Source organism: Aeromonas sp. FDAARGOS 1402, assembly GCF_019046925.1.
Classification (GTDB): domain Bacteria; phylum Pseudomonadota; class Gammaproteobacteria; order Enterobacterales; family Aeromonadaceae; genus Aeromonas; species Aeromonas caviae.
The window spans coordinates 3,385,110-3,405,917 of the sequence record NZ_CP077201.1 but is presented as its reverse complement, the minus strand read 5'-3'; the positions used below and the strand labels follow the sequence as shown (position 1 = coordinate 3,405,917).

At 59.6% G+C, this 20,808-nt stretch carries 17 protein-coding genes and 1 pseudogene; 5 read left to right on the top strand and 13 right to left on the bottom strand.

Features of this window, described 5'->3' with window-relative positions:
- Positions 1-14 precede the first annotated feature (14 nt).
- Positions 15-1,410, top strand: a pseudogene (locus tag I6L32_RS16100) (FAD-dependent oxidoreductase).
- 116 nt (positions 1,411-1,526) lie between these two features.
- Here the strand turns inward: I6L32_RS16100 and I6L32_RS16095 are convergent.
- The 11 genes from I6L32_RS16095 to sdhC all read right to left on the bottom strand — a co-directional run bounded on the left by I6L32_RS16095 (position 1,527) and on the right by sdhC (position 13,761).
- Positions 1,527-1,982: a YcgN family cysteine cluster protein gene (locus tag I6L32_RS16095; RefSeq protein WP_069785454.1), complete on the bottom strand. Its 456-nt coding sequence runs from the start codon at positions 1,980-1,982 to the stop codon at positions 1,527-1,529.
- 328 nt (positions 1,983-2,310) lie between these two features.
- A complete protein-coding gene (locus I6L32_RS16090) occupies positions 2,311-2,937 on the bottom strand; it encodes a LysE family translocator (protein ID WP_082189362.1) in 627 nt (208 codons plus the stop codon).
- Positions 2,938-3,044: 107 nt separating this feature from the next.
- On the bottom strand, positions 3,045-3,755 hold the full coding sequence (locus I6L32_RS16085; protein ID WP_175429543.1) for a helix-turn-helix domain-containing protein: 711 nt from the start codon (positions 3,753-3,755) through the stop codon (positions 3,045-3,047).
- A 426-nt stretch (positions 3,756-4,181) separates the two neighbouring features.
- On the bottom strand, positions 4,182-5,054 hold the full coding sequence (sucD, locus tag I6L32_RS16080; RefSeq protein ID WP_005300222.1) for a succinate--CoA ligase subunit alpha: 873 nt from the start codon (positions 5,052-5,054) through the stop codon (positions 4,182-4,184).
- Complete coding sequence (gene sucC / locus I6L32_RS16075) at positions 5,054-6,220, bottom strand: ADP-forming succinate--CoA ligase subunit beta (RefSeq protein WP_005300220.1); 1,167 nt, start codon at positions 6,218-6,220, stop codon at positions 5,054-5,056. The genes sucD and sucC overlap by 1 nt, the downstream gene beginning before the upstream one ends.
- A 106-nt stretch (positions 6,221-6,326) precedes the next feature.
- Entirely contained in the window at positions 6,327-7,520 is a 1,194-nt protein-coding gene (gene odhB / locus I6L32_RS16070) for a 2-oxoglutarate dehydrogenase complex dihydrolipoyllysine-residue succinyltransferase (RefSeq protein ID WP_042863770.1), read from the bottom strand.
- 86 nt (positions 7,521-7,606) lie between these two features.
- A complete protein-coding gene (gene sucA / locus I6L32_RS16065) occupies positions 7,607-10,417 on the bottom strand; it encodes a 2-oxoglutarate dehydrogenase E1 component (protein ID WP_069785453.1) in 2,811 nt (936 codons plus the stop codon).
- Between the two features lie 114 nt (positions 10,418-10,531).
- A complete protein-coding gene (locus tag I6L32_RS16060) occupies positions 10,532-11,248 on the bottom strand; it encodes a succinate dehydrogenase iron-sulfur subunit (protein ID WP_010674497.1) in 717 nt (238 codons plus the stop codon).
- Positions 11,249-11,265: 17 nt separating this feature from the next.
- The gene (gene sdhA, locus I6L32_RS16055; RefSeq protein WP_029314421.1) at positions 11,266-13,032 is read right to left on the bottom strand and encodes a succinate dehydrogenase flavoprotein subunit; all 1,767 of its coding nucleotides are present in this window, start codon (positions 13,030-13,032) and stop codon (positions 11,266-11,268) included.
- A 1-nt stretch (position 13,033) separates the two neighbouring features.
- The gene (sdhD, locus tag I6L32_RS16050; protein WP_010674495.1) at positions 13,034-13,378 is read right to left on the bottom strand and encodes a succinate dehydrogenase, hydrophobic membrane anchor protein; all 345 of its coding nucleotides are present in this window, start codon (positions 13,376-13,378) and stop codon (positions 13,034-13,036) included.
- Positions 13,372-13,761, bottom strand: a complete 390-nt coding sequence (gene sdhC / locus I6L32_RS16045; protein WP_029314418.1) for a succinate dehydrogenase cytochrome b556 subunit — start codon at positions 13,759-13,761, stop codon at positions 13,372-13,374. The genes sdhD and sdhC overlap by 7 nt, the downstream gene beginning before the upstream one ends.
- Positions 13,762-14,184: 423 nt before the next feature.
- Here sdhC and I6L32_RS16040 point away from each other — a divergent pair, with 423 nt between their 5' ends.
- The 3 genes from I6L32_RS16040 (at position 14,185) to I6L32_RS16030 (ending at position 16,501) form a co-directional block, all read left to right on the top strand.
- Entirely contained in the window at positions 14,185-15,471 is a 1,287-nt protein-coding gene (locus tag I6L32_RS16040; RefSeq protein WP_010674492.1) for a citrate synthase, read from the top strand.
- Positions 15,472-15,564: 93 nt separating this feature from the next.
- A complete protein-coding gene (locus I6L32_RS16035) occupies positions 15,565-15,879 on the top strand; it encodes a DUF4377 domain-containing protein (RefSeq protein ID WP_041215298.1) in 315 nt (104 codons plus the stop codon).
- Positions 15,880-15,976: 97 nt separating this feature from the next.
- Positions 15,977-16,501, top strand: a complete 525-nt coding sequence (locus I6L32_RS16030; RefSeq protein WP_128313702.1) for a GNAT family N-acetyltransferase — start codon at positions 15,977-15,979, stop codon at positions 16,499-16,501.
- An 83-nt stretch (positions 16,502-16,584) separates the two neighbouring features.
- Here I6L32_RS16030 and fabB read toward each other — a convergent pair whose 3' ends face one another.
- Positions 16,585-17,796 (bottom strand): beta-ketoacyl-ACP synthase I, encoded by a 1,212-nt coding sequence (fabB, locus tag I6L32_RS16025; protein WP_029314417.1) that lies wholly within the window; start codon positions 17,794-17,796, stop codon positions 16,585-16,587.
- 90 nt (positions 17,797-17,886) lie between these two features.
- On the opposite strand from fabB, the gene mnmC reads away from it, so the two are divergent.
- Positions 17,887-19,902: a bifunctional tRNA (5-methylaminomethyl-2-thiouridine)(34)-methyltransferase MnmD/FAD-dependent 5-carboxymethylaminomethyl-2-thiouridine(34) oxidoreductase MnmC gene (gene mnmC, locus I6L32_RS16020; RefSeq protein WP_206616950.1), complete on the top strand. Its 2,016-nt coding sequence runs from the start codon at positions 17,887-17,889 to the stop codon at positions 19,900-19,902.
- 118 nt (positions 19,903-20,020) lie between these two features.
- Here the strand turns inward: mnmC and I6L32_RS16015 are convergent, their stop codons facing one another.
- Entirely contained in the window at positions 20,021-20,626 is a 606-nt protein-coding gene (locus I6L32_RS16015; RefSeq protein WP_045524720.1) for a DUF922 domain-containing protein, read from the bottom strand.
- Between the last annotated feature and the right edge of the window lie 182 nt (positions 20,627-20,808).

The following is a 20,808-nucleotide window of genomic DNA, read 5'->3' as shown; positions in this document are numbered from 1 at the left end:
GTCGAGGAGTCATCATGTCCACTCTCCCCTTCTGGCTGGCCGAGGCGCTCGCCGCCGAACAACCCGCACCACCCACGCCCCTAGTCGGCAGATGTCTGCATCGTCGGTGGCGGCTTTACCGGGCTGTGGAGCGCCATCGCCCTTAAACAGGCCGAACCTGCCTTACGCATCATGGTGCTGGAGAAAGATCGTTGTGGCAGCGGCGCCTCCGGGCGCAACGGCGGCTGTTTGCTCACCTGGTCGGCCAAGTATTTGACGTTAAAGCGCCTCTTTGGCGAGCAGCAGGCCGCCTGGCTGGTACAAAGATCCGAGCAGGCGGTACACGAGATCGCCCACTTCTGCGAAACGCACAGCATAGAAGCGGAGCTGAGGGTCGAGGGCACCTGCTACACCGCCACCAGCGAGGCCCAGCGCGGCCTGATGGAGCCGGTATTGCAGGAACTCAAACGCGCAGACCTTAACCAGTGGCAAGTGATTGAAGAGGATAAACTGGCGAGCCAGAGCGGCTCCCACGTTCATCTGGAGGGGCTCTACAGCCCCCACGCGGGCTCGGTGCAACCGGCACTCTTGGTGCGCGGCCTGCTGCGGGTGGCGCGGGAACTGGGGGTCGAAGTCTATGAACACTCCCCCATGCAGCGCCTTGAGGCGGGCCAGCCGGCGCGGGTGCAGACGCCGCAGGGTGAGGTGCGTGCCCGCAAGGTGGTGCTGGCCCTCAACAGCGCCATGACGGCGCACTTTCGCGAGTTTCGCCGCAGCATAGTGCTGGTCTCCTCCGACATGGTGATCACCGACCCGGCGCCACAGGCGCTTGCCGCCCAGCAACTTGCACACGGTCGCACCGTGGTGGATGGCCGCACCTTCGTGCACTACTACAGATCCACCCCAGACGGGCGGCTGATGCTGGGCAAGGGGGGCAACACCTTCGCCTTTGCCAACCGTCATCTGGCCCTGTTCGATGCCCCCAGCCGCTATCTTGCCCCCCTCACCCGCACCCTGCGCCACTTCTTTCCGGCGCTCAAGGAGGTGCCCATCGCTGCCAGCTGGTGCGGCGCCTCCGACCGCTCGGTAGATGGCCTCCCCTTCTTCGGCCACTGGCGAGGGCAGCCCAATATCGTCTATGGCCTCGGCTACTCCGGCAACGGGGTGGCCCAGAGCTGGATGGGCGGCCAAATCCTGGCGGCCTTGGTAAGAGGCGAGTTGCGGGAGGAGGACAAGCCGTGGCGCGAATGCGCCCTGGTGAGCGGCCCGCGCGGCCATTTCCCGCCGGAGCCGTTTCGCTGGCTGGGGGTCATGGCGGTGCGGGGTGCCATCCGGCGCAAAGAGAAGGCGGAAGATGAAGGCCGCGCGGTGGCCTGGTATGACAAACAGCTGGCCAAACTTGCCGATGCGGCGGGCAAGGCAGACAAATAGGCGCCCTCACAGCGCTTCGGAAAGCACCAAAAAACCGAAGGGGCAGGAGAGTGATGACTCCCCTGCCCCTTCGCAGTTGGTACGGCTCTCGGCTGGCCCGAAAGACAGCCCTGGCGTTAGCTGGCCCAGGTGATGATATGGTCGGCCCAATCGCCGGCATGTACCTCATGGATCACCTTGCCGCGCACCGACTGACCCGCCTGATGCATGGCGGAGCGACTGCCGGTGATCAGCGGATGCCATTCGGGCAGGGTCTGCCCCTCCGCCAGCAGGCGATAGGCGCAGGTGGAGGGCAGCCAGTTGAACTCGGCAATCTTGTCGTGGGTGATCTGCAGGCAGTCCGGCTCTTTTTTAAAGCGGTTGCCGTAATCGGAGCACTGGCAGGTCTTGGTATTGAGCAGATTGCAGGCCACGTTGGTGAACACCAGCTCGTCGGTGTCCTCGTCGATCAGCTTGTTCAGGCAGCACTTGCCGCAGCCGTCGCACAGGGACTCCCACTCGGCCGTGGTCATCTGTTGCAGGCTCTTCACCTGCCAAAAGGGGGCGGTCTGCACGGGTTCACTCTGCTGCATAAAAATGGGCTCACTCAATACACTGACAAGCGCGTGGTTATACGCCCTATGGCCCGATTTTTCAAGGTTGGTGGCTATGACACGATTACGAAGCGAATGCTGCCAACAGTAGAAACAGAGGTTATCTCGATGCAATGCAGTCGTAACCTGGCAGTCCAAGCACCTCTGACTGAAGGGGCTATACAGAGTCGATTCATATCGTTCTGTATCATTATCTTCCTTAATTCAGGAACGGTGGATAACCCAATATTTCCACTGTCAAAAGGAGGTGATCCCAGAACTACTACAAAACATCCCACTGGGTATTGTCACCATTTAGCACTGTGATTCATATCTGGCTAGATAATACTAGGTTTAACGCCATTCCTATTAATACAATGCTGCAAGACTTGTTTAGTCCGACTTGAACTGCCGGTCGAGATTGTATCCAAGGAGATAATACTCCAGCCATGTAGCCTATCGGCAACTTTACAAACAATGTAAGCAATGCAAATGCTGTCCCTAAATATAATAATGTCTGCATCGGTTGAGTACTGTCCGCACTAACAAACTGAGGAAGATATGCAAAATAGAAGACTGCTATCTTTGGATTACTTATATTAGAGAACATTCCTTTAAAGAAAAAGGAATACATGCTTCCACCGGTTTCTTCCACATTGTTGAAACCAATTGCTGGCGCTTTAAATAGTTTTATCCCAAGATAGAATAGGTAAGCTGCACCAATATATTTCATAATATTAAAGGCGAACTCAGATGTTTGTAACAAAGCACCTAATCCTAACGCTACCAAAAGCGTATGACCCAACAATCCAGTCGCGACTCCAGAGGCTGTAATCATACCAGCCTTAGAGCCTCTGGCTATTGAATTGGATAGTACTAACACCATATCTTGCCCTGGAGCCAAGACGATTAATAATGATGTGGTTACAAAAAGGAATACTGCTGAGTCTATCATGGATGATCATCTCAAGTTCTATATCAAGTTTCTAAAAGATACCATTATATTTTCACCTCTAGTTTGTTGATAAGCCGATTTAGTATTGCCAAAAGCTGATTGTTGTATTATCTCGCTCTCAGCTTTCTGGGCGGATAGCCGAAGTACTGACTAAATCGAGAGCTAAATGCAGATGAGTCCTGATATCCGACATCACCAGCTATAACATTGATAGGGTAGTCAGTATTGACCAGCAGTGCTCTTGCTTTCTCCATTCTCAGGTGTAACAGATAATGCCCTGGTGTTTGACTTGTTTCTTTTTTAAACAACGCCTTGAATTGACTTATGCTCAAACAAGCCACTGATGCCAATTCATCTAGTGAAGGTGACATACGGATATCGTTTTCCAAGAGTTCTATTGCTCGGGAGATTCTCTTATCTGTATTAAGTAAAAATGGTTGTTCACTCAGAAGCTGGAAAAACCATTTCCCCATACTGCTTTCCAGTGTCGGACTAGTTCGGTACTCAAGTTGCTTTTGAACAAAGAAGCAGAAAGCTTGAACAGGCTCAGAGATTTTCACAAAAGATTCTTGTAGCTTCTCTATATTTGCAGGAAGTTCACTTAGATCTGCAACCAGAAAATATGACCCTTTTTCTGGTGCAAATGTGTGCTCATCCCCTGCAAGAGTTATGATACATTGTCCAGGAACCCCTCTTCCTGTATGCCGGCCTGTATGCATGTCAACAGCCCCGATCAAAGGGAACACTAGTTGGTGATGATCATGTGCATGAGTATGTGATACAAACGTATATGAGCGAATTGAAAGTTTAGCCGTCATATGTACACCAACGTTGTGTGCATCCATTCGCCAACGGATTTATCTTAGCTGACGTGCATTGAAGAGATGGATGATGTATGTAACGTGCTAGACTAGCATTAATTCTTTTAAGATATCAAGTATGCCGTCTTGTCAATGGCTTCTTATTATCTACACCTCCTTTTATTGACGAGTAGAAAAACAAAGGCATGCAAATGCCATATATCCCCTCAGTTCTGCCTGTTTCTGCGCTATTGGCTCATAAACGTTCATCCTTGGCAATTACTCTAACTGAAGGAGTCATCTGTAATAATGGTAATCAGCGCTGAGGTTAAAATAGTGAAGCGCATTTAGACACTATTGGAAAGGATGTCAATATAAGGTTTTCAATCATAAAAATGCCGCCCTCGGGCGGCATTTTCAATTAGAGATAACAGGCTAAAGAACTTACCAGCCGGTCACTTCGCGCAGTGCCTTGCCGATATCGGCCAAGGAGCGAACGGTTTTCACGCCGGCATCTTCCAGGGCGGCAAATTTCTCTGCTGCGGTACCTTTACCACCGGCGATGATGGCGCCCGCATGACCCATGCGCTTGCCAGCCGGGGCGGTGACACCCGCGATGTAGGAGACCACCGGCTTGGTGACGTGGGCCTTGATGTAGGCAGCCGCGTCTTCCTCGGCGTTGCCGCCGATCTCGCCGATCATCACGATGGCTTCGGTCTGCGGGTCATTCTGGAACATCTCCAGGATGTCGATGAAGTTGGAACCCGGGATGGGGTCGCCACCGATACCGACGCAGGTGGACTGGCCGAAGCCCTCGTCCGTGGTCTGCTTGACCGCTTCATAGGTCAGGGTGCCGGAGCGGGAGACGATGCCCACCTTGCCCGGCTTGTGGATATGGCCTGGCATGATGCCGATCTTGCACTCACCCGGGGTGATGACGCCCGGGCAGTTGGGGCCGATCATGCGCACGCCGGTTTCCTGCAGCTTCACCTTGACGTCCAGCATGTCCAGGGTCGGGATGCCTTCGGTGATGGTGACGATGAGCTTGATGCCGGCATCGATGGCTTCCAGGATGGCGTCCTTGCAAAACGGGGCCGGAACATAGATGACGGAGGCGGTGGCGCCGGTGGCTTCCACGGCGTCACGGACGGTGTTGAACACCGGCAGGCCCAGGTGAGTGGTGCCACCCTTGCCCGGCGACACGCCGCCGACCATCTGGGTACCGTAGGCAATCGCCTGTTCGGAGTGGAAAGTGCCCTGACCGCCGGTAAAGCCCTGGCAGATCACCTTGGTGTCTTTGTTGATCAGAACGCTCATTATTTGGCCTCCGCTGCTTTTACCACTTGCTGAGCTGCGTCAGTCAGACTCGTTGCGGCGATGATGTTGAGGCCGCTGTCGGCCAGTTTACGGGCACCCAGTTCGGCGTTGTTGCCTTCCAGACGCACCACCACGGGCACTTTCACCCCCACTTCCTTGACGGCGCCGATGATGCCTTCCGCGATCATGTCGCAGCGCACGATGCCACCGAAGATGTTGACCAGCACGGCTTGTACCTTGCTGTCGGAGAGGATGATCTTGAACGCTTCAGTCACCCGCTCCTTGGTGGCGCCGCCGCCGACGTCCAGGAAGTTGGCCGGTGAGCCGCCGTGCAGGTTGACGATGTCCATGGTACCCATGGCCAGGCCCGCACCGTTGACCATGCAGCCGATGTTGCCATCGAGCGCCACATAGTTCAGCTCCCACTGGGCGGCGTGCGCTTCGCGGGGGTCATCCTGGGACGGATCGTGCATCTCGCGCAGCTTGGGCTGGCGATACAGGGCGTTGGCGTCGATGTTGATCTTGCCGTCCAGGCAGTGCAGGTTGCCCTTGTCGGTGATGACCAGGGGGTTGATCTCCAGCAGGGCGAAGTCGCAGTCCAGGAACATCTGGCCCAGGCCCATGAAGATCTTGGTGAACTGCTTGATCTGATCGCCGACCAGACCCAGCTTGAAGGCCAGCTCGCGGGCCTGATAAGGCTGCGGGCCTACCAGGGGATCGATGGCAGCCTTGTGAATGAGTTCCGGGGTTTCGTGGGCGACTTTCTCAATCTCCACGCCACCTTCGGTGGAAGCCATGAAGACCACGCGGCGAGAGCCACGGTCGACCACTGCGCCCAGATAGAGCTCCTTGGCGATGTCGGTGCAGGACTCCACCAGGATCTTGGTAACCGGCTGACCGTTGGCGTCAGTCTGATAGGTCACCAGGTTCTTGCCGAGCCAGTTCTGGGCGAAGGCGCGGATCTCGTCCTTGCTCTTGGCCAGCTTGACGCCGCCCGCCTTGCCGCGGCCACCGGCGTGGACCTGGCACTTGACGACCCAGGTGTTGCCGCCAATCTTGTCGGCCGCTTCGGCCGCTTCCTGCGGGGTGGCACAGGCATAACCTTCGGAGACCGGCAGGCCATACTCGGCAAACAGCTGTTTTGCCTGATATTCATGCAGATTCATAGATGCTCTATCCGTGTTGTAGGTATTTCCGTCCGGGGCTCGTGTTTCTCAATCCCCTGTGAATGGGGGCCTGGGCGGCCCCTCGTTATCTTTCAGTCACGCTTGCTCAGACATCCAGCAGCAGACGGGTCGGGTCTTCCAGGAGCTCCTTGATGGAGACCAGGAAGCCCACGGACTCGCGGCCGTCGATGATGCGGTGATCGTAGGAGAGTGCCAGGTACATCATCGGCAGGATCTCGACCTTGCCGTCAACGGCCATGGGGCGGTCCTGGATCTTGTGCATACCCAGAATGGCGCTCTGGGGCGGGTTGATGATGGGGGTGGACATCAGGGAGCCGAACACGCCACCATTGGTGATGGTGAAGTTGCCGCCGGTCAGTTCATCCACGGTCAGCTTGCCGTCACGGCCCTTGCCGGCCAGGTCTTTGATGGCCTTCTCGATGTCCGCCAGGCTCATGTTGTCGCAGTCGCGCAGCACCGGGGTCACCAGACCACGGGGGGTGGAGACGGCGATGCTGACGTCGAAGTAGTTGTGGTAGACGATGTCGTCACCGTCCAGCGCCGCGTTCACTTCCGGGTAGCGCTTGAGGGATTCGACCACGGCCTTCACATAGAAGGACATGAAGCCGAGCTTGATGCCGTGCTTCTTCTCGAAGATCTCGCCGTACTGCTTGCGCAGCTTCATGATGGGCGCCATGTTGATCTCGTTGAAAGTGGTCAGCATGGCGGTGGTGTTCTTGGCCTCCAGCAGACGCTCGGCGATGCGCTTGCGCAGACGGGTCATGGGCACGCGCTTCTCGGTGCGACCGGCCAGCGGCGCAACCGGTGCGGCAGCCACGGGAGCGGCAGCAGTCGGCGCAGCCACGGGAGCCTTGCCCAGATTCTTGATGAAGGCTTCCACGTCTTCCTTGGTGACACGACCACCCTTGCCGGTGCCGGTCAGCTTGGCGACGTCGATGTCGTGTTCGGCCACCATGCGGCGCACGGAAGGGCTCAGGCCATCGGCAGCGTCATCGGCCACAGCTTCCACCGGCTTTTCGCTGGTCGCTTCACCGGCAACGGGGGCCGGCTTGAGCATGGCGATCAGCTGGCGGGAGAGCACGGTGGCCCCTTCGCTCTGCAGGATGTCGCCCAGTACGCCGGCTTCCGGCGCGGGCACTTCCAGCACGACTTTATCGGTTTCGATGTCAACCAGCACTTCGTCACGGGCAACCAGATCACCCGGTTTCTTGTGCCAGGTCGCGATGGTGGCATCCGCCACTGATTCCGGCAGGTCCGGTACCTTGATCTCGATAGTCATGTAATCAGTTCCTTGTTACTTCTTGGCCAGCAGGCTTGTTCCAGGTCAGAGAGGGTCCCGACACGGGCCCTCTCATCCACAACTCGTTATTCCAGGGTAAGGGCGTCTTCCACCAGGGCTTTTTGCTGCTTGGCGTGGACGGACATGTAACCGACGGCCGGTGAGGCCGAGGCCGGGCGACCGGCATAACGCAGACGGGCATGGCTTGGCAGCACGCTGTCGTAGTGATGACGGGTGCTGTACCAGGCGCCCTGGTTCTGCGGCTCTTCCTGACACCAGACGAAGTCGGTGACATGGCTGTAATCGGCCAGGATGGCGCGCACTTCCTCTTCCGGGAAGGGGTAGAGCTGCTCGATCCGTACCAGGGCCACGTCCTGCTGCTCGGCCTTGCGACGGGCATCGAGCAGGTCGTAGTAAACCTTGCCGGAGCAGAACACCACGCGCTTGACGCCTTTGGGATCCAGCGCATCGATTTCGCCGATGGCGTTCTGGAAGGTGCCCTCTGCCAGCTCTTCGAGCTTGCTCACCGCCAGCGGGTGGCGCAGCAGGGATTTGGGCGTCATCACGATGAGCGGACGGCGCATGGGGCGTACCACCTGGCGACGCAGCATGTGGAACACCTGCGCCGGGGTGGAGGGCACGCACACCTGCATGTTGTGCTGGGCGCACATCTGCAGGTAACGCTCCAGACGGGCAGAGGAGTGCTCCGGGCCCTGGCCCTCGTAACCGTGGGGCAGCAGCATGGTCAGGCCGCACATCCGGCCCCACTTCTGCTCGCCGGAGGAGAGGAACTGGTCCACCACCACCTGGGCGCAGTTGGCGAAGTCACCGAACTGGGCTTCCCAGATGGTGAGACCGGCCGGCTCCGCGCTGGCGTAGCCATATTCAAACGCCAGTACCGCGTTCTCGGTCAGCACGGAGTCGTACACCTCGAACGGGCCCTGCTCGTCGTGCAGGTTGCACAGCGGGGTGTAGGTGCTGGCATCGGTCTGGCTGTGCAGCACGGCGTGGCGATGGAAGAAGGTACCGCGGCCGGAGTCTTCCCCGGTAAAGCGAATGCGGGATCCCTTGTCCACCAGGGTGGCGTAGGCCAGGGTCTCGGCAAAGCCCCAGTCCACCAGCTTCTCACCGGCGGCCATCAGGCGACGGTCTTCGTAGATCTTCTCGACCTGGCGTTGCAGCACATGGGTGGCCGGGTACTGGCTGATGCGCTCACCCAGGGCCTTCAGATGATCCATGGGCACAGTGCTGTCATAGGCCATGGCCCAGTCGTGACCCAGATACGGCGTCCAGTCCACGGAGTGCAGCTCCATGGGGCGCCACTCCTTGCTCACCCGCTCGCCCCGATCCAGGGTGTCGCGATAGTCGTTGACTAGCGTGGTGGCCAGCTCCGGCGCGATGGCTCCTTCGGCGATCAGCTGATCGGCGTAGATCTTGCGCGGGGTCGGGTGCTGCTTGATCTTCTGATACATCAGGGGCTGGGTCGCGCTCGGCTCGTCAGCCTCGTTGTGGCCGTGACGACGGTAGCAGACCAGCTCGATCACCACGTCGCGCTTGAAGGTGTTGCGGTAATCCAGGGCAATCTGGGTCACCAGCACCACGGCTTCCGGGTCATCCCCGTTGACGTGCAGCACAGGGGCCTGCACCGCCTTGGCGATGTCGGTGCAATATTCGGTGGAGCGCAGGTCACGGATATAGGAGGTGGTGAAGCCCACCTGGTTGTTGATGACGATGCGCACCGTGCCGCCCACGCCATAGGCACGGGTCTGGGACATGTTGAAGGTCTCGGCAACGACCCCCTGCCCCGCGATGGCGGAGTCACCGTGGATGGTGATGGGCAGGACGCTGGAGCCGTCCTTGTCACCGCGGCGGTCCATACGGGCACGCACGGAGCCGATGACCACGGGGTTGACGATCTCGAGGTGCGACGGGTTGAAGGCGAGCGCCAGGTGGACGTTGCCGCCCGGGGTGGCGAAGTCGGAGGAGAAGCCCATGTGGTACTTCACGTCCCCTGTGCCCCAGGATTCGCCGTGCTTGCCGGCGAACTCGTCGAACAGGTCCTGAGCGCGCTTGCCCAGTACGTTGATGAGCACGTTGAGGCGACCGCGGTGGGCCATACCGATGACGGCTTCCTTGCAACCCTGCTCACCGGCGCGGCGAATAAGCTCTTTGAGCATGGGCACCATGGCATCGCCCCCTTCCAGGGAGAAACGCTTGGCCCCCGGGAACTTGGCACCCAGGTATTTTTCCAGCCCTTCGGCGGCGGTCAGGCTCTCGAGGAAGCGGGTCTTCTCTTCGAGGGTATAGTTGCCCGTCCCTTCGATGGATTCCAGCCTGTCTTGCAGCCAGCGCTTCTCCTCGGTGGAGGTGAGGTGCATGTAGTCGGCGCCGATGCTGCCGCAATAGGTTTTCTTCAGCGAGGCATACAGATCGGATAGCACCATGGTCTCGCGACCGATGGCGTAGGAGCCCACATTGAAGGTGGCCTCCATGTCTGCACCTTGCAGGTTGTGGAAGGCCGGGTCCAGCTCGGCGACCGGCTCGCGCTGCCACAGACCCAGGGGGTCCAGGTTGGCGTTCTGGTGACCGCGGAAGCGGAAGGCGTTGATCAGTTGCAGTACGCGAACCTGCTTGGCATCCACCTGGGGATCGGAGACGGGAGCGCTGTAACGGGAGGAGTCCTTGGCCAGGCGGCGGAAATAGTCGCGAACCTGGGAGTGGGGTTGTTCTACTGCATGTCCGTTGACCTGGGGCAGCGACTGGAACAGGCTGCGCCATTCGTCGGCAACGGAGTCGGGGTTTTCCAGGAAGGATTCGTACAAATCCTCAATGTAGCTTGCATTCGCACCAGCCAGGTGAGATGACTCCAACCAGGCCTTCATCACGCCGTTATGCATTTCTATCCCTTGTACATCTTGTTCGCTGCACTGCAGCTTGTAGGGTCATAGCCATCCCGGGGCGGGATGGCTATCCAGAGGTCGGGCCCGGCGCAAGGCGCCCTGGCCCCGATACTACACGGCCCGGTTGAGCAACATCGACTTGATCTGACCGATGGCCTTGGTCGGGTTCAAGCCCTTGGGACAGACGTTCACGCAGTTCATGATGCCGTGGCAGCGGAACACGCTGAAGGCGTCATCCAGGTTGCCCAGTCGCTCACTGGCCGCAGTGTCGCGGCTGTCCGCCAGCCAGCGATAGGCGGCGAGCAGGCCGGCCGGACCGATGAACTTGTCCGGGTTCCACCAGAAGGAGGGGCAAGAGGTGGAGCAGCAGGCACAGAGTATGCACTCGTACAGGCCATCCAGCTTGGCGCGCTCTTCGGGGGATTGCAGGTGCTCACGCACGGGCGGCAGTTTTTCGTCGTTGATGAGGAAGGGTTTGACCTTCTCCCACTGGGTGTAGAACTGGGTCATGTCGATCACCAGATCCCGGATCACCGGCAGACCGGGCAAGGGCCGAATGACGACCTTGCTGCCCTTCTTCAAGAGATCCGAGAGCGGCGTGATGCAGGCCAGACCGTTCTTGCCATTCATGTTGAGACCGTCAGATCCACAGACCCCTTCGCGGCAGGAGCGGCGGAAGGCGAGCGTGGGATCCAGCTCCTTGAGCTGGATCAGTGCGTCGAGCACCATCATGTCGGAACCTTCAGGAATATCAAGACGATAATCCTTCATATACGGGACGTTATCAACGTCCGGATTGTATCTGTAGACAGAGAATGTGACGTTCATTGTGCTTGGCTCCGCAATCAGTAAGTCCGGACCTTGGGCGGGAACGCCTCACGGGTCTTGGGTGACATGTTGACAGCGCGACGGGTCATGGACTCGGTGTCCGGATGATAGAGGCTGTGGCACAGCCAGCTCTCATCGTCACGCTCCGGGAAGTCGAAGCGGCTGTGGGCGCCACGACTCTCGGTACGGAAGTTCGCCGCCACCGCGGTGGCATAGGCGGTCTCCATCAGGTTGTCCAGCTCCAGGCACTCGATGCGCTGGGTATTGAACTCCTTGGAGGTGTCGTCCAGACGGGCGTTCTTGAGACGCTCGCGGATGAGTTTCAGCTCGGCCAGCCCTTCTGCCATGGCATCCCCTTCCCGGAACACGGAGAAGTTGTTCTGCATGCAGCGCTGCAGGTCCTTGCGGATCTGTGCCGGGTCTTCCCCGTCACGGTTGTTTTCCCAGCGGTTGAAGCGCTCCAGCGCCTTGGCGATGTCGGCGTCGGTGGCTTCCACACCGTGCTCCATCGAACCAAGGGTCTCCACCAGGTGCATGCCGGCAGCACGACCGAACACCACCAGATCCAGCAGGGAGTTGCCGCCCAGACGGTTGGCACCGTGCACGGAGACGCAGGCGATCTCGCCCACCGCGAACAGACCGACCACCGGCACGTCGTTGCCATCCTTGTCCTGGGTCAGGCACTGGCCGTTCACGCTGGTCGGCACGCCGCCCATCATGTAGTGGCAGGTCGGGATGATGGGGATGGGCTCTTTGACCGGATCCACGTGGGCGAAGGTGCGAGAGAGCTCGCAGATGCCCGGCAGGCGGGATTCCAGCACCTCTTTGCCCAGATGATCCAGCTTGAGCTTGATGTGCGGGCCCCAGGGACCGTCACAGCCACGGCCTTCGCGGATCTCGATCATGATGGAACGGGCCACCACGTCGCGACCGGCCAGATCCTTGGCGTTTGGTGCATAACGCTCCATGAAGCGCTCGCCGTCCTTGTTCAGCAGGTAGCCGCCTTCACCACGGCAACCTTCGGTGACCAGTACCCCTGCCCCGGCGATACCGGTGGGGTGGAACTGCCAGAACTCCATGTCCTGCACGCCGACCCCGGCACGCAGCGCCATGCCGACGCCGTCACCGGTGTTGATGTGGGCGTTGGTGGTGGACTGGTAGATGCGACCGGCGCCGCCGGTGGCGAGCACGGTGGCCTTGGCCTTGAAGTAGACGACCTCGCCGCTCTCCATGTCGATGGCGGTACAGCCGACGATATGGCCATCCTGGTTCTTCACCAGATCTAGGGCATACCACTCGGAGAAGACGGTGGTCTTGTTCTTGACGTTTTGTTGATACAGGGTGTGCAGCAGGGCGTGACCGGTACGGTCGGCTGCCGCCGCGGTGCGGGCAGCCTGCTCGCCGCCGAAGTTTTTGGACTGACCGCCGAACGGACGCTGGTAGACGGTACCGTTGTCAAAGCGGGAGAAAGGCAAGCCCATGTTCTCCAGCTCATAGATGGCCTCGGGGCCGGTCTTGCACATGTACTCGATGGCTTCCTGATCACCGATATAATCGGAGCCCTTGACGGTGTCATACATGTGCCACTGCCAGTTGTCGTCGTGGGCATTGCCCAGGGCGACCGTGATCCCGCCCTGGGCGGAGACCGTGTGGGAACGGGTCGGGAAAACCTTGGATAACAGGGCGCAGCTCTTGCCGGACTGGGCAATCTGCAGCGCGGCGCGCATACCGGCGCCACCGGCACCGATCACGACCGCATCAAATTCACGAGTTGGAATAGTCACCTTACACACCCCACAGCACGACGAAACCAGTCATCACATAGACAAACAGCACCACCACCAGCACAAACTGCAGCGCACCGCGCAGTCCGACCGGCTTGATATAGTCGGTCAGCACCTGCCACAGACCGATCCAGGCGTGGATCAAGACGCATACGAGCGTCAGCAGGGTGAAGACCTTGGTGAAGGTGTTGGAGAAGAAGCCGGTCCACACCTCGTAGGTGATGTCGTTGAACGCGACAAAGCCAACCAGATAGAGGACGTAGCACGTCATGATGAGGGCGGTGGCGCGGATCAGGATGTAATCGTGAACACCGCTGCGCCCGAAAGTTGCAGAATTGGTTACCATACCAGCACCCCCGCCAATACTGCCAAAACCGCGGTGATCACGAAGGCCACACGGGCACTCTGATTACCGGATTCCAGCTCTTCCCAATAGCCCATGTCCATGACCAGGTGCCGCAGACCGCCCACGATGTGGTAAGCCAGCGCGGTCAGGATCCCCCACAGCACGAACTTGACCAGGAAGTTGTCCATGATGGCAACGACCGATTCAAATCCTTCGGGAGAGGCGAGTGAAGTACCAAGCATCCACAGCAAGATGGCCAATGCCACAAAGGTGATGACCCCTGAGACACGATGCAAGATGGAAGCGATGGCGGTGACAGGAAAGCTGATCGTCTGTAGGTCGAGGTTTACAGGTCTCTGTTTGTTTTTCACGGCTTTGCCCACTCAGCTCCATTGAGCACGTTAGTTATTGTTTTCACACGCTTTGAGGGCGAGGAGTGGCATTTGTTAGGTTTTTGTTACCAAAACAACTCAGGAAAGCCAAAAATAACATTTTCGATATCACATCTGGCTTTGCGAAAGCGTTTCAAACACCGACGACCATCACCCACGTGGCGCAGTATATCGGCGGCCTTAACCAATGACAATCAAATAGCTACACAGAAAATCCAAAACCGTAAACCAGATCCCACAACAGCTTTAACAAGTCATTAATGATCATCCAGCAAAATTGACAAAGACATGGTTCTCTGGTTCAAATAAGGCGCTCCAGCCGCCGTGGTACGGGTAAGAACCTTTGCCAGCGTCATAACAGTCGTAATAAAGTAGGGCTGGAACCAAATTATAAAAGAGCAAAGGAGACGTGCTATGGCTGATAAGATAGCCACCCTACATCTGCCCGGAAAAGAGCCGGTTGAACTGCCGATCCTCTCCGGTACCGTTGGACCCGATGTGATCGATGTCAGAAAGCTGGGCACGCAAGGATATTTCACCTTCGACCCCGGCTTCATGGCCACCGGTTCTTGCAAATCTTCCATCACCTACATCGATGGCGACCAGGGTGTCTTGCTGCACCGCGGTTACCCCATCGCCCAGTTGGCCACCCAGGCCAGCTACCTCGAAGTCTGCTACATCCTGCTGTACGGCGAGGCCCCCACCAAGACCCAATATGCGGAATTTGAACGTCTGGTCACCCGCCACACCATGGTGCACGAGCAGATCGCCTTCTTCTTCCGCGGCTTCCGCCGCGACGCCCACCCCATGGCCGTCATGTGCGGCGTGGTCAGCGCGCTGTCCGCCTTCTATCACGACGCCCTCGACATCAACAACGAGGAGCATCGCGAGATCTGTGCCTTCCGTCTGCTCTCCAAGATGCCGACCCTGGCCGCCATGTGTTACAAGTACTCCATCGGCCAGCCCTTCATGCAGCCGCGCAACGCCCTCTCCTATGCAGGCAACTTCCTGCACATGATGTTTGGCGTGCCGACCGAAGAGTACAAGGTCAACCCCATCGTCGAGCGCGCCATGGACCGCATCTTCACCCTGCATGCGGATCATGAGCAAAACGCCTCCACCTCCACCGTGCGTCTGGCCGGTTCTTCCGGTGCCAACCCGTTTGCCTGTATCGCTGCGGGGATCGCCTCCCTGTGGGGCCCGGCCCACGGTGGTGCCAACGAAGCCTGCCTCAAGATGCTCGAAGAGATTGGCTCCGTGGATCGCATCCCCGAGTACATCGGCCGCGCCAAGGACAAGAACGATCCGTTCCGTCTGATGGGATTCGGTCACCGGGTCTACAAGAACCACGATCCCCGTGCCACCGTGATGCGTGAAACCTGCCACGAGGTGCTTACCGAGCTGCAGATCAAGGATCCGCTGCTGGACGTGGCCATGGAGCTGGAACGCATCGCGCTGTCCGACCCCTACTTCATCGAGAAGAAGCTCTACCCGAACGTGGACTTCTACTCCGGCATCATCATGAAGGCCATCGGTATCCCCATGTCCATGTTCACCGTGATCTTCGCCATCTCCCGTACCATCGGCTGGATTGCCCACTGGAACGAGATGCACTCAGACCCGGATCAGAAGATCGGCCGTCCCCGTCAGCTCTACACCGGTCAGCCCCTGCGCGAGTTCGTGCCCCTCGACCAGCGCTGAGCCCGATCTGTCATGGTTTGTTACAAAGGCGGTCATTGACCGCCTTTTCTTTTGCAGGTTTAATCGCGCCCTTTTACGCCAAGGACACTCATCATGAAATCTCCCCTGCTCCTCAGCTCCGCCCTCCTGCTCAGCGCCTGCCAGAGCGCCCCGACCACCGAAACCCTCTATATCCAGGACAAGCTGGCAGACTGCGTCGGTGTCGCCCCCATGAAGTGCATGCAGGTACGCAGTCAGCCGGGCGAGAGCTGGAGCCTCTTCTATCAGCAGATCGAAGGCTTCACCTTTGAACCGGGCTTTCGCTATCAACTCGAAGTGAGCAAGGAGCAACTTGCCGATGTGCCGGCCGATGCCCCTTCCTTGCGCTACCAGCTGATCAAGGTCGTGAGCAAGGAACCGGTTCGCTGACGAGTCGCTGGCAGGTGACCCGGTTTCGTTTGTGTGCTCTCTGGGGTATGCTGTCACCCCTTTTTGCCACGGTTTGAATACGGACTCGACCCGCATCATGATCACCATCCGCACCATCCGCACGCCAGACTGGCCCGCCATCATGGCCATCCAGCACGAGTGTTATCACCAGTTCGAACCCGAGCCCCTCGAGGTGATGCAGAACAAAACCGAGCTGGCCCCCGCCTGCTGCTGGGTGGCCGAGCGTCAGGGCAAGGTGCTGGGTTACCTGCTCTGCCACCCCTGGCGTGCCCACCAGCCCCCGCCCCTCTCGGTGCAGATGAAGGCGCTGGCCGGTCACGACGAGTTCTATCTGCACGATCTCGCTGTCTCGAGCAAGGCACGCGGCCTGGGTGTCGGACAGCGACTGCTGGCAAGGGCGCTCGCTTTCGCGAGCCATGCAGGATATCGCCATGCAGGCCTGGTGGCGGTTCAGGATGCCCCCGCCTTCTGGCGCAAGCAGGGGTTTGTGCCCGCCGACACCGGCAAATCGCTGGTGGAGTATGGTGACGGGGCTGTCTATATGCGGTTGCCCCTGGCAGACAGCGGTCCAGAACCGGGAACCATCAGCAGAGTTCAATAAAAAGAATTCAATAAAAAGAGTTCAATAAAAAAGGCGCCTTTCGGCGCCTTTTTCTATTTCGCGTTGTGCTCCCCACGGGGAGATCAAGCCTTGAACTTGCTGAACACCAGAGAGGCGTTGGTACCGCCAAAGCCGAAGCTGTTGGACATAACGGTATTGAGGTCGGCCGCTTCGTATTCACGCACGATGGGCAGGCCCACGGCTTTCTCGTCCAGGTTCTCGATGTTGATGCTGGGGGCGATGAAGCCGTGTTCCATCATCAGCAGGGAGTAGACGGCCTCATGCACGCCAGCGGCGCCCAGGGCATGGCCGGTCATCGCCTTGGTGGCGGAGAGCTTGGGGGCATTGCTGCCAAACAGGGTCTGAATGGCTTCCAGCTCCTTGGTGTCACCAACCGGAGTAGAGGTACCGTGAGTGTTGATGTAGTCCACCTTGCCGACACCCTGCATCGCCATCTTCATGCAACGCACGGCGCCTTCACCACTCGGGGCCACCATGTCGTAGCCGTCGGAGGTCGCACCGTAACCGGTGATTTCGGCGTAGATGTGGGCACCACGGGCCAGGGCGTGTTCCAGCTCCTCGACCACCAGAATGCCGCCACCACCGGAGATGACGAAGCCGTCGCGGTCCGCATCATAGGTGCGGGACGCTTTTTCCGGGTTGTCGTTGTACTTGGTGGAGAGCGCGCCCATGGCGTCGAACTGGATGGTGGAAGACCAGTCCAGCTCCTCGCCGCCACCGGCAAAGATGATGTCCTGCTTGCCAAGCTGGATCAGTTCCAGGGCGTGACCGATGCAGTGGGCAGAGGTCGCACAGGCGGAGCTGATGGTGTAGTTGACACCCTTGATCTTGAATGGGGTGGCAAGACAGGCTGAGGTGGTGGAGGACATGGTACGCGGTACCATGTAGGGACCCACCCGCTTGACGCCCTTTTCACGGGCGATATCGGCAGATTCGGAGGTGTTCTTGCCGGAGGCGCCGCCGGAACCGGTCACGATGCCGGTACGCTCGTTGGAGACCATCTCTTCCGGCAGGCCGGCATCTTCGATGGCCTGCTGCATGGAGAGGTAGGCGTAGGCCGCGGCGTCACCCATGAAACGCATGACTTTACGGTCGATCAGTTCAGACGGATCGAGTTTGATGTTACCCCAGACACGGCTGCGCAGGTTGTACTGCTCGAACTGCTCGGAATAGGTGATGCCGGATTTGCCTGCTTTCAGGGAGGCCAGCACCTCTTCCTTGTTGTTGCCGATACTGGAGATGACGCCGATACCGGTGATCACTGCTCTTCTCATTAATTCATCTCGTCTGGAAAAACTGGCACCGAGTCTACCCGCTTTCGGCTGCCAAACTGGTCTGCTTTCACGTAGAATGCCCGCGATTTTGTGACGCGAGCCGAGGAAAACGTGAGTCAAACATCCTTACATCATGCCCGATTGGACTGGAACGAAGCGGGAACTCCAGTCTCCAGTGAGTTCGGGGATGTGTACTTTTCCAATGATAACGGTCTAAGTGAAACCCGCTACGTCTTTTTGCAGCAAAATCGACTGCCAGAGCGATTTTCGCACCACGATAGTGACAGTTTCGTGATTGGTGAAACAGGTTTCGGTACAGGACTTAACTTTCTGGCCACAATGGCCGCCTTTCTGGAACAGGCCCCCCTGTCCGGCAACGGATCCCGGCTGCACTTCATCAGCGTCGAGAAATACCCCCTTACCCAGGCCGATCTGCGCAAGGCCCTGGCCGCCTGGCCCGAGCTTGCCCCCTTGAGCCAGCCTCTCATCGACCAGTGGCCGTTGCCGGTCTCCGGCTGCCATCGCCTGCTCTTTGCCGATGGCCGCATCCGCCTCGATCTCTGGTTTGGCGACATCAAGGAGATGCTGCCTCAGGTGCCCCATCCGGCAACCGGTCTGGTGGACGCCTGGTATCTGGACGGTTTCTCCCCTGCCAAGAACCCAGAGATGTGGACCCAGGATCTCTTCGACGATCTTGCTCGCCTCGCCCGCCCCGATGCCACCCTCTCGACCTTTACCTGCGCCGGTTTCGTGCGACGGGGGCTGATTGCCGCCGGCTTTGCCATGAAGAAGGTGAAGGGCCACGGCAGCAAGCGGGAGATGCTGGCGGGTGTTCGGGAAGGCAAAGTGCCGCAGCAGAGCATCGCCCCCTGGTACGCCCGCCCCGCAGGGCGGGAGGGAGAGGTGCTCATCATCGGTGGCGGCATCGCTTCCGCCATGACGGCGCTCTCTCTGGTGGAGCGGGGTCGGCACGTAACCTTGCTGTGCGAAGATGGCGAACCGGCCAGCGGCGCCTCCGGCAATCGACAAGGAGCCCTCTACCCCCTGCTCAACGGCGAGCACGATGCCCTGTCGCGCTTCTATTCGCTGGCCTTTGGCTTTGCCAGAAACCGGCTGCTGGCCCTGGCAAAGCACCACCCCGTCGCCTTCTCGCTGTGTGGCGTCACCCAACTCGGCTACGACGACAAATCCGCCGCCAAGCTTGCCAAGATGAGCCAGGGCCCCTTCCCCCCTGAGCTGATGCACCCACTCTCGGCAGCGGAGGTTGAGCAGGTGGTCGGCCTGCCCTGCGATGCGGATGGTGTGAGCTATCCCCTGGGGGGCTGGCTCTGTCCGGCGGATCTCACCCGCGCCGCCATCAGGGAGGCGCAGGCCAGCGGGCGGCTGGAAGTGGTGTTCAATGCCGCTGTAACCCGCATTGCCGAAGAGGCCGATGGCTGGCACCTGGAGAGCCGGGATGGCCGCCAGTGGCGTGCCCCCAATCTGGTGGTGGCAGCCGGGCATCAATTGCCAGCCCTTCTCCCCTTTGCCGAGCTGCCGCTCTATCCGGTGCGCGGCCAGGTGAGCCATGTGCCGACCAAGGTTGGCTTGAGCCAGCTCAAGACCGTGCTCTGCTACGATGGCTACCTCACACCGGCCCACAACGGCGCGCACTGCATCGGGGCCAGCTATGGCCGCAACCAGACCGATCTAGCCTACCGCACCGACGAGCAGGAGCAGAACAGGGCGCGGCTGCAAGCCTGTGTGCCCCAGCAGCGCTGGCCTGCCGAGGTGGATGTGAGCGGTGCTCAGGCCCGCATCGGGGTGCGCTGCGCCAGCCGGGATCACCTGCCGGTAGCCGGGCCCATCGCCCGGTTGGCGGCGCTGGCGGATCATGACGTCAACGCCCCCGCGGATCAGCAGAGCGCGCTGCCCCTGCACGCCGGCCTCTACGTGCTGGGGGCGCTCGGCTCCCGGGGTCTGTGCTCGGCGCCCCTGTGCGGCGAACTGGTCGCCAGCGAAATCTGCGGCGATCCCCTGCCGCTGGCCGCCGATCTGCTGGAGGCGCTCCACCCCGCCCGCTACTGGGTGCGAAGGCTGCGCAGGGGCAAGCCACTGCGCGACTAGCCACCCAGGAGCCGGGGCTGCCGGCCTCCACGCTATTGGCGCACCAACAAAAAAACGGGCTCAATCAGCCCGTTTTTTTATGTTTCCCATGAGTGGCCATGGGCCTGTACACGTGTTATCAGCCAGCCCTGGGCCAGACGACCCCCAGCTTGCGCCCCTGATCGGTCTGGCTGGCCAGGGTGTCGAACCGCGCCCGGGTTGCCTCCAGCACCGCCTGCCCTGCCTGCCAGCCCTGATGCTCCAGGGTTGGGCAATCCCGGGTCACCGGCAACTGGGCGAGGCGCGTGCCAAGCTGGCTCACGCTCTCCAGCAGAATATCCTTGTGACGGCTCTCGTAGTCAAACATGGCGGCCACCAGCTTGTCCCACTTCTGGCGCTCCTTCGCGGGCGCACGGGCCTTGTCCATCCAGTTGGGCACCCTGACCTGGATGCGCGCACGAACGCTGGCCTGCTCCAGCTCGCAGCGTGTCGCCGTCGCCTTCGTCTGCAACTGCCAGGAGAGCTGATAGCTGGCCTTGCCGATGTGCCCGTCCGCCTGGGTGGGCGACAAGGCGGTGATCTGGCGCATCACGGCCCCCACATCGGCCCCGGAGACCCGATAGAACTGGAAGTCGACCTTGATATCGGGGGCGACCTTCACACCGGCATAGTGGGAAGGTACAGCACCGATTGAGGCGGCATAAATGAGGGCCACCGTCACCCCTGTCTTGCTGAAGAGTCCCATCTGTCCGCGGCTTTGCTCCTTGTGAGTCCCGGCTTAATTTCAATTAATAATCAATGAATTAATAACCCGATTGGGAGATTACCCCTGATCCAGCCCCCTGTCATCCGCTCTTGGCACCCGCTTGCTGCAAACGTGCGAGTCATCACCCCGGCTCAGGCGGGGATTTGCAGTCGAGATCACAA

What these genes read in the sequence shown, in the direction of transcription:
- I6L32_RS16035 (WP_041215298.1), top strand. Translation starts at nt 15,565, where the DNA reads ATGAAATCTCCCCTGCTCCTCAGCTCCGCCCTCCTGCTCAGCGCCTGC.
- fabB (WP_029314417.1), bottom strand. Translation starts at nt 17,796, where the DNA reads ATGAGAAGAGCAGTGATCACCGGTATCGGCGTCATCTCCAGTATCGGC.
- I6L32_RS16090 (WP_082189362.1), bottom strand. Translation starts at nt 2,937, where the DNA reads ATGATAGACTCAGCAGTATTCCTTTTTGTAACCACATCATTATTAATC.
- I6L32_RS16060 (WP_010674497.1), bottom strand. Translation starts at nt 11,248, where the DNA reads ATGAACGTCACATTCTCTGTCTACAGATACAATCCGGACGTTGATAAC.
- I6L32_RS16015 (WP_045524720.1), bottom strand. Translation starts at nt 20,626, where the DNA reads ATGGGACTCTTCAGCAAGACAGGGGTGACGGTGGCCCTCATTTATGCC.
- I6L32_RS16040 (WP_010674492.1), top strand. Translation starts at nt 14,185, where the DNA reads ATGGCTGATAAGATAGCCACCCTACATCTGCCCGGAAAAGAGCCGGTT.
- I6L32_RS16030 (WP_128313702.1), top strand. Translation starts at nt 15,977, where the DNA reads ATGATCACCATCCGCACCATCCGCACGCCAGACTGGCCCGCCATCATG.
- sucA (WP_069785453.1), bottom strand. Translation starts at nt 10,417, where the DNA reads ATGCATAACGGCGTGATGAAGGCCTGGTTGGAGTCATCTCACCTGGCT.
- sucD (WP_005300222.1), bottom strand. Translation starts at nt 5,054, where the DNA reads ATGAGCGTTCTGATCAACAAAGACACCAAGGTGATCTGCCAGGGCTTT.
- I6L32_RS16085 (WP_175429543.1), bottom strand. Translation starts at nt 3,755, where the DNA reads ATGACGGCTAAACTTTCAATTCGCTCATATACGTTTGTATCACATACT.
- I6L32_RS16095 (WP_069785454.1), bottom strand. Translation starts at nt 1,982, where the DNA reads ATGCAGCAGAGTGAACCCGTGCAGACCGCCCCCTTTTGGCAGGTGAAG.
- sdhD (WP_010674495.1), bottom strand. Translation starts at nt 13,378, where the DNA reads ATGGTAACCAATTCTGCAACTTTCGGGCGCAGCGGTGTTCACGATTAC.
- odhB (WP_042863770.1), bottom strand. Translation starts at nt 7,520, where the DNA reads ATGACTATCGAGATCAAGGTACCGGACCTGCCGGAATCAGTGGCGGAT.
- sucC (WP_005300220.1), bottom strand. Translation starts at nt 6,220, where the DNA reads ATGAATCTGCATGAATATCAGGCAAAACAGCTGTTTGCCGAGTATGGC.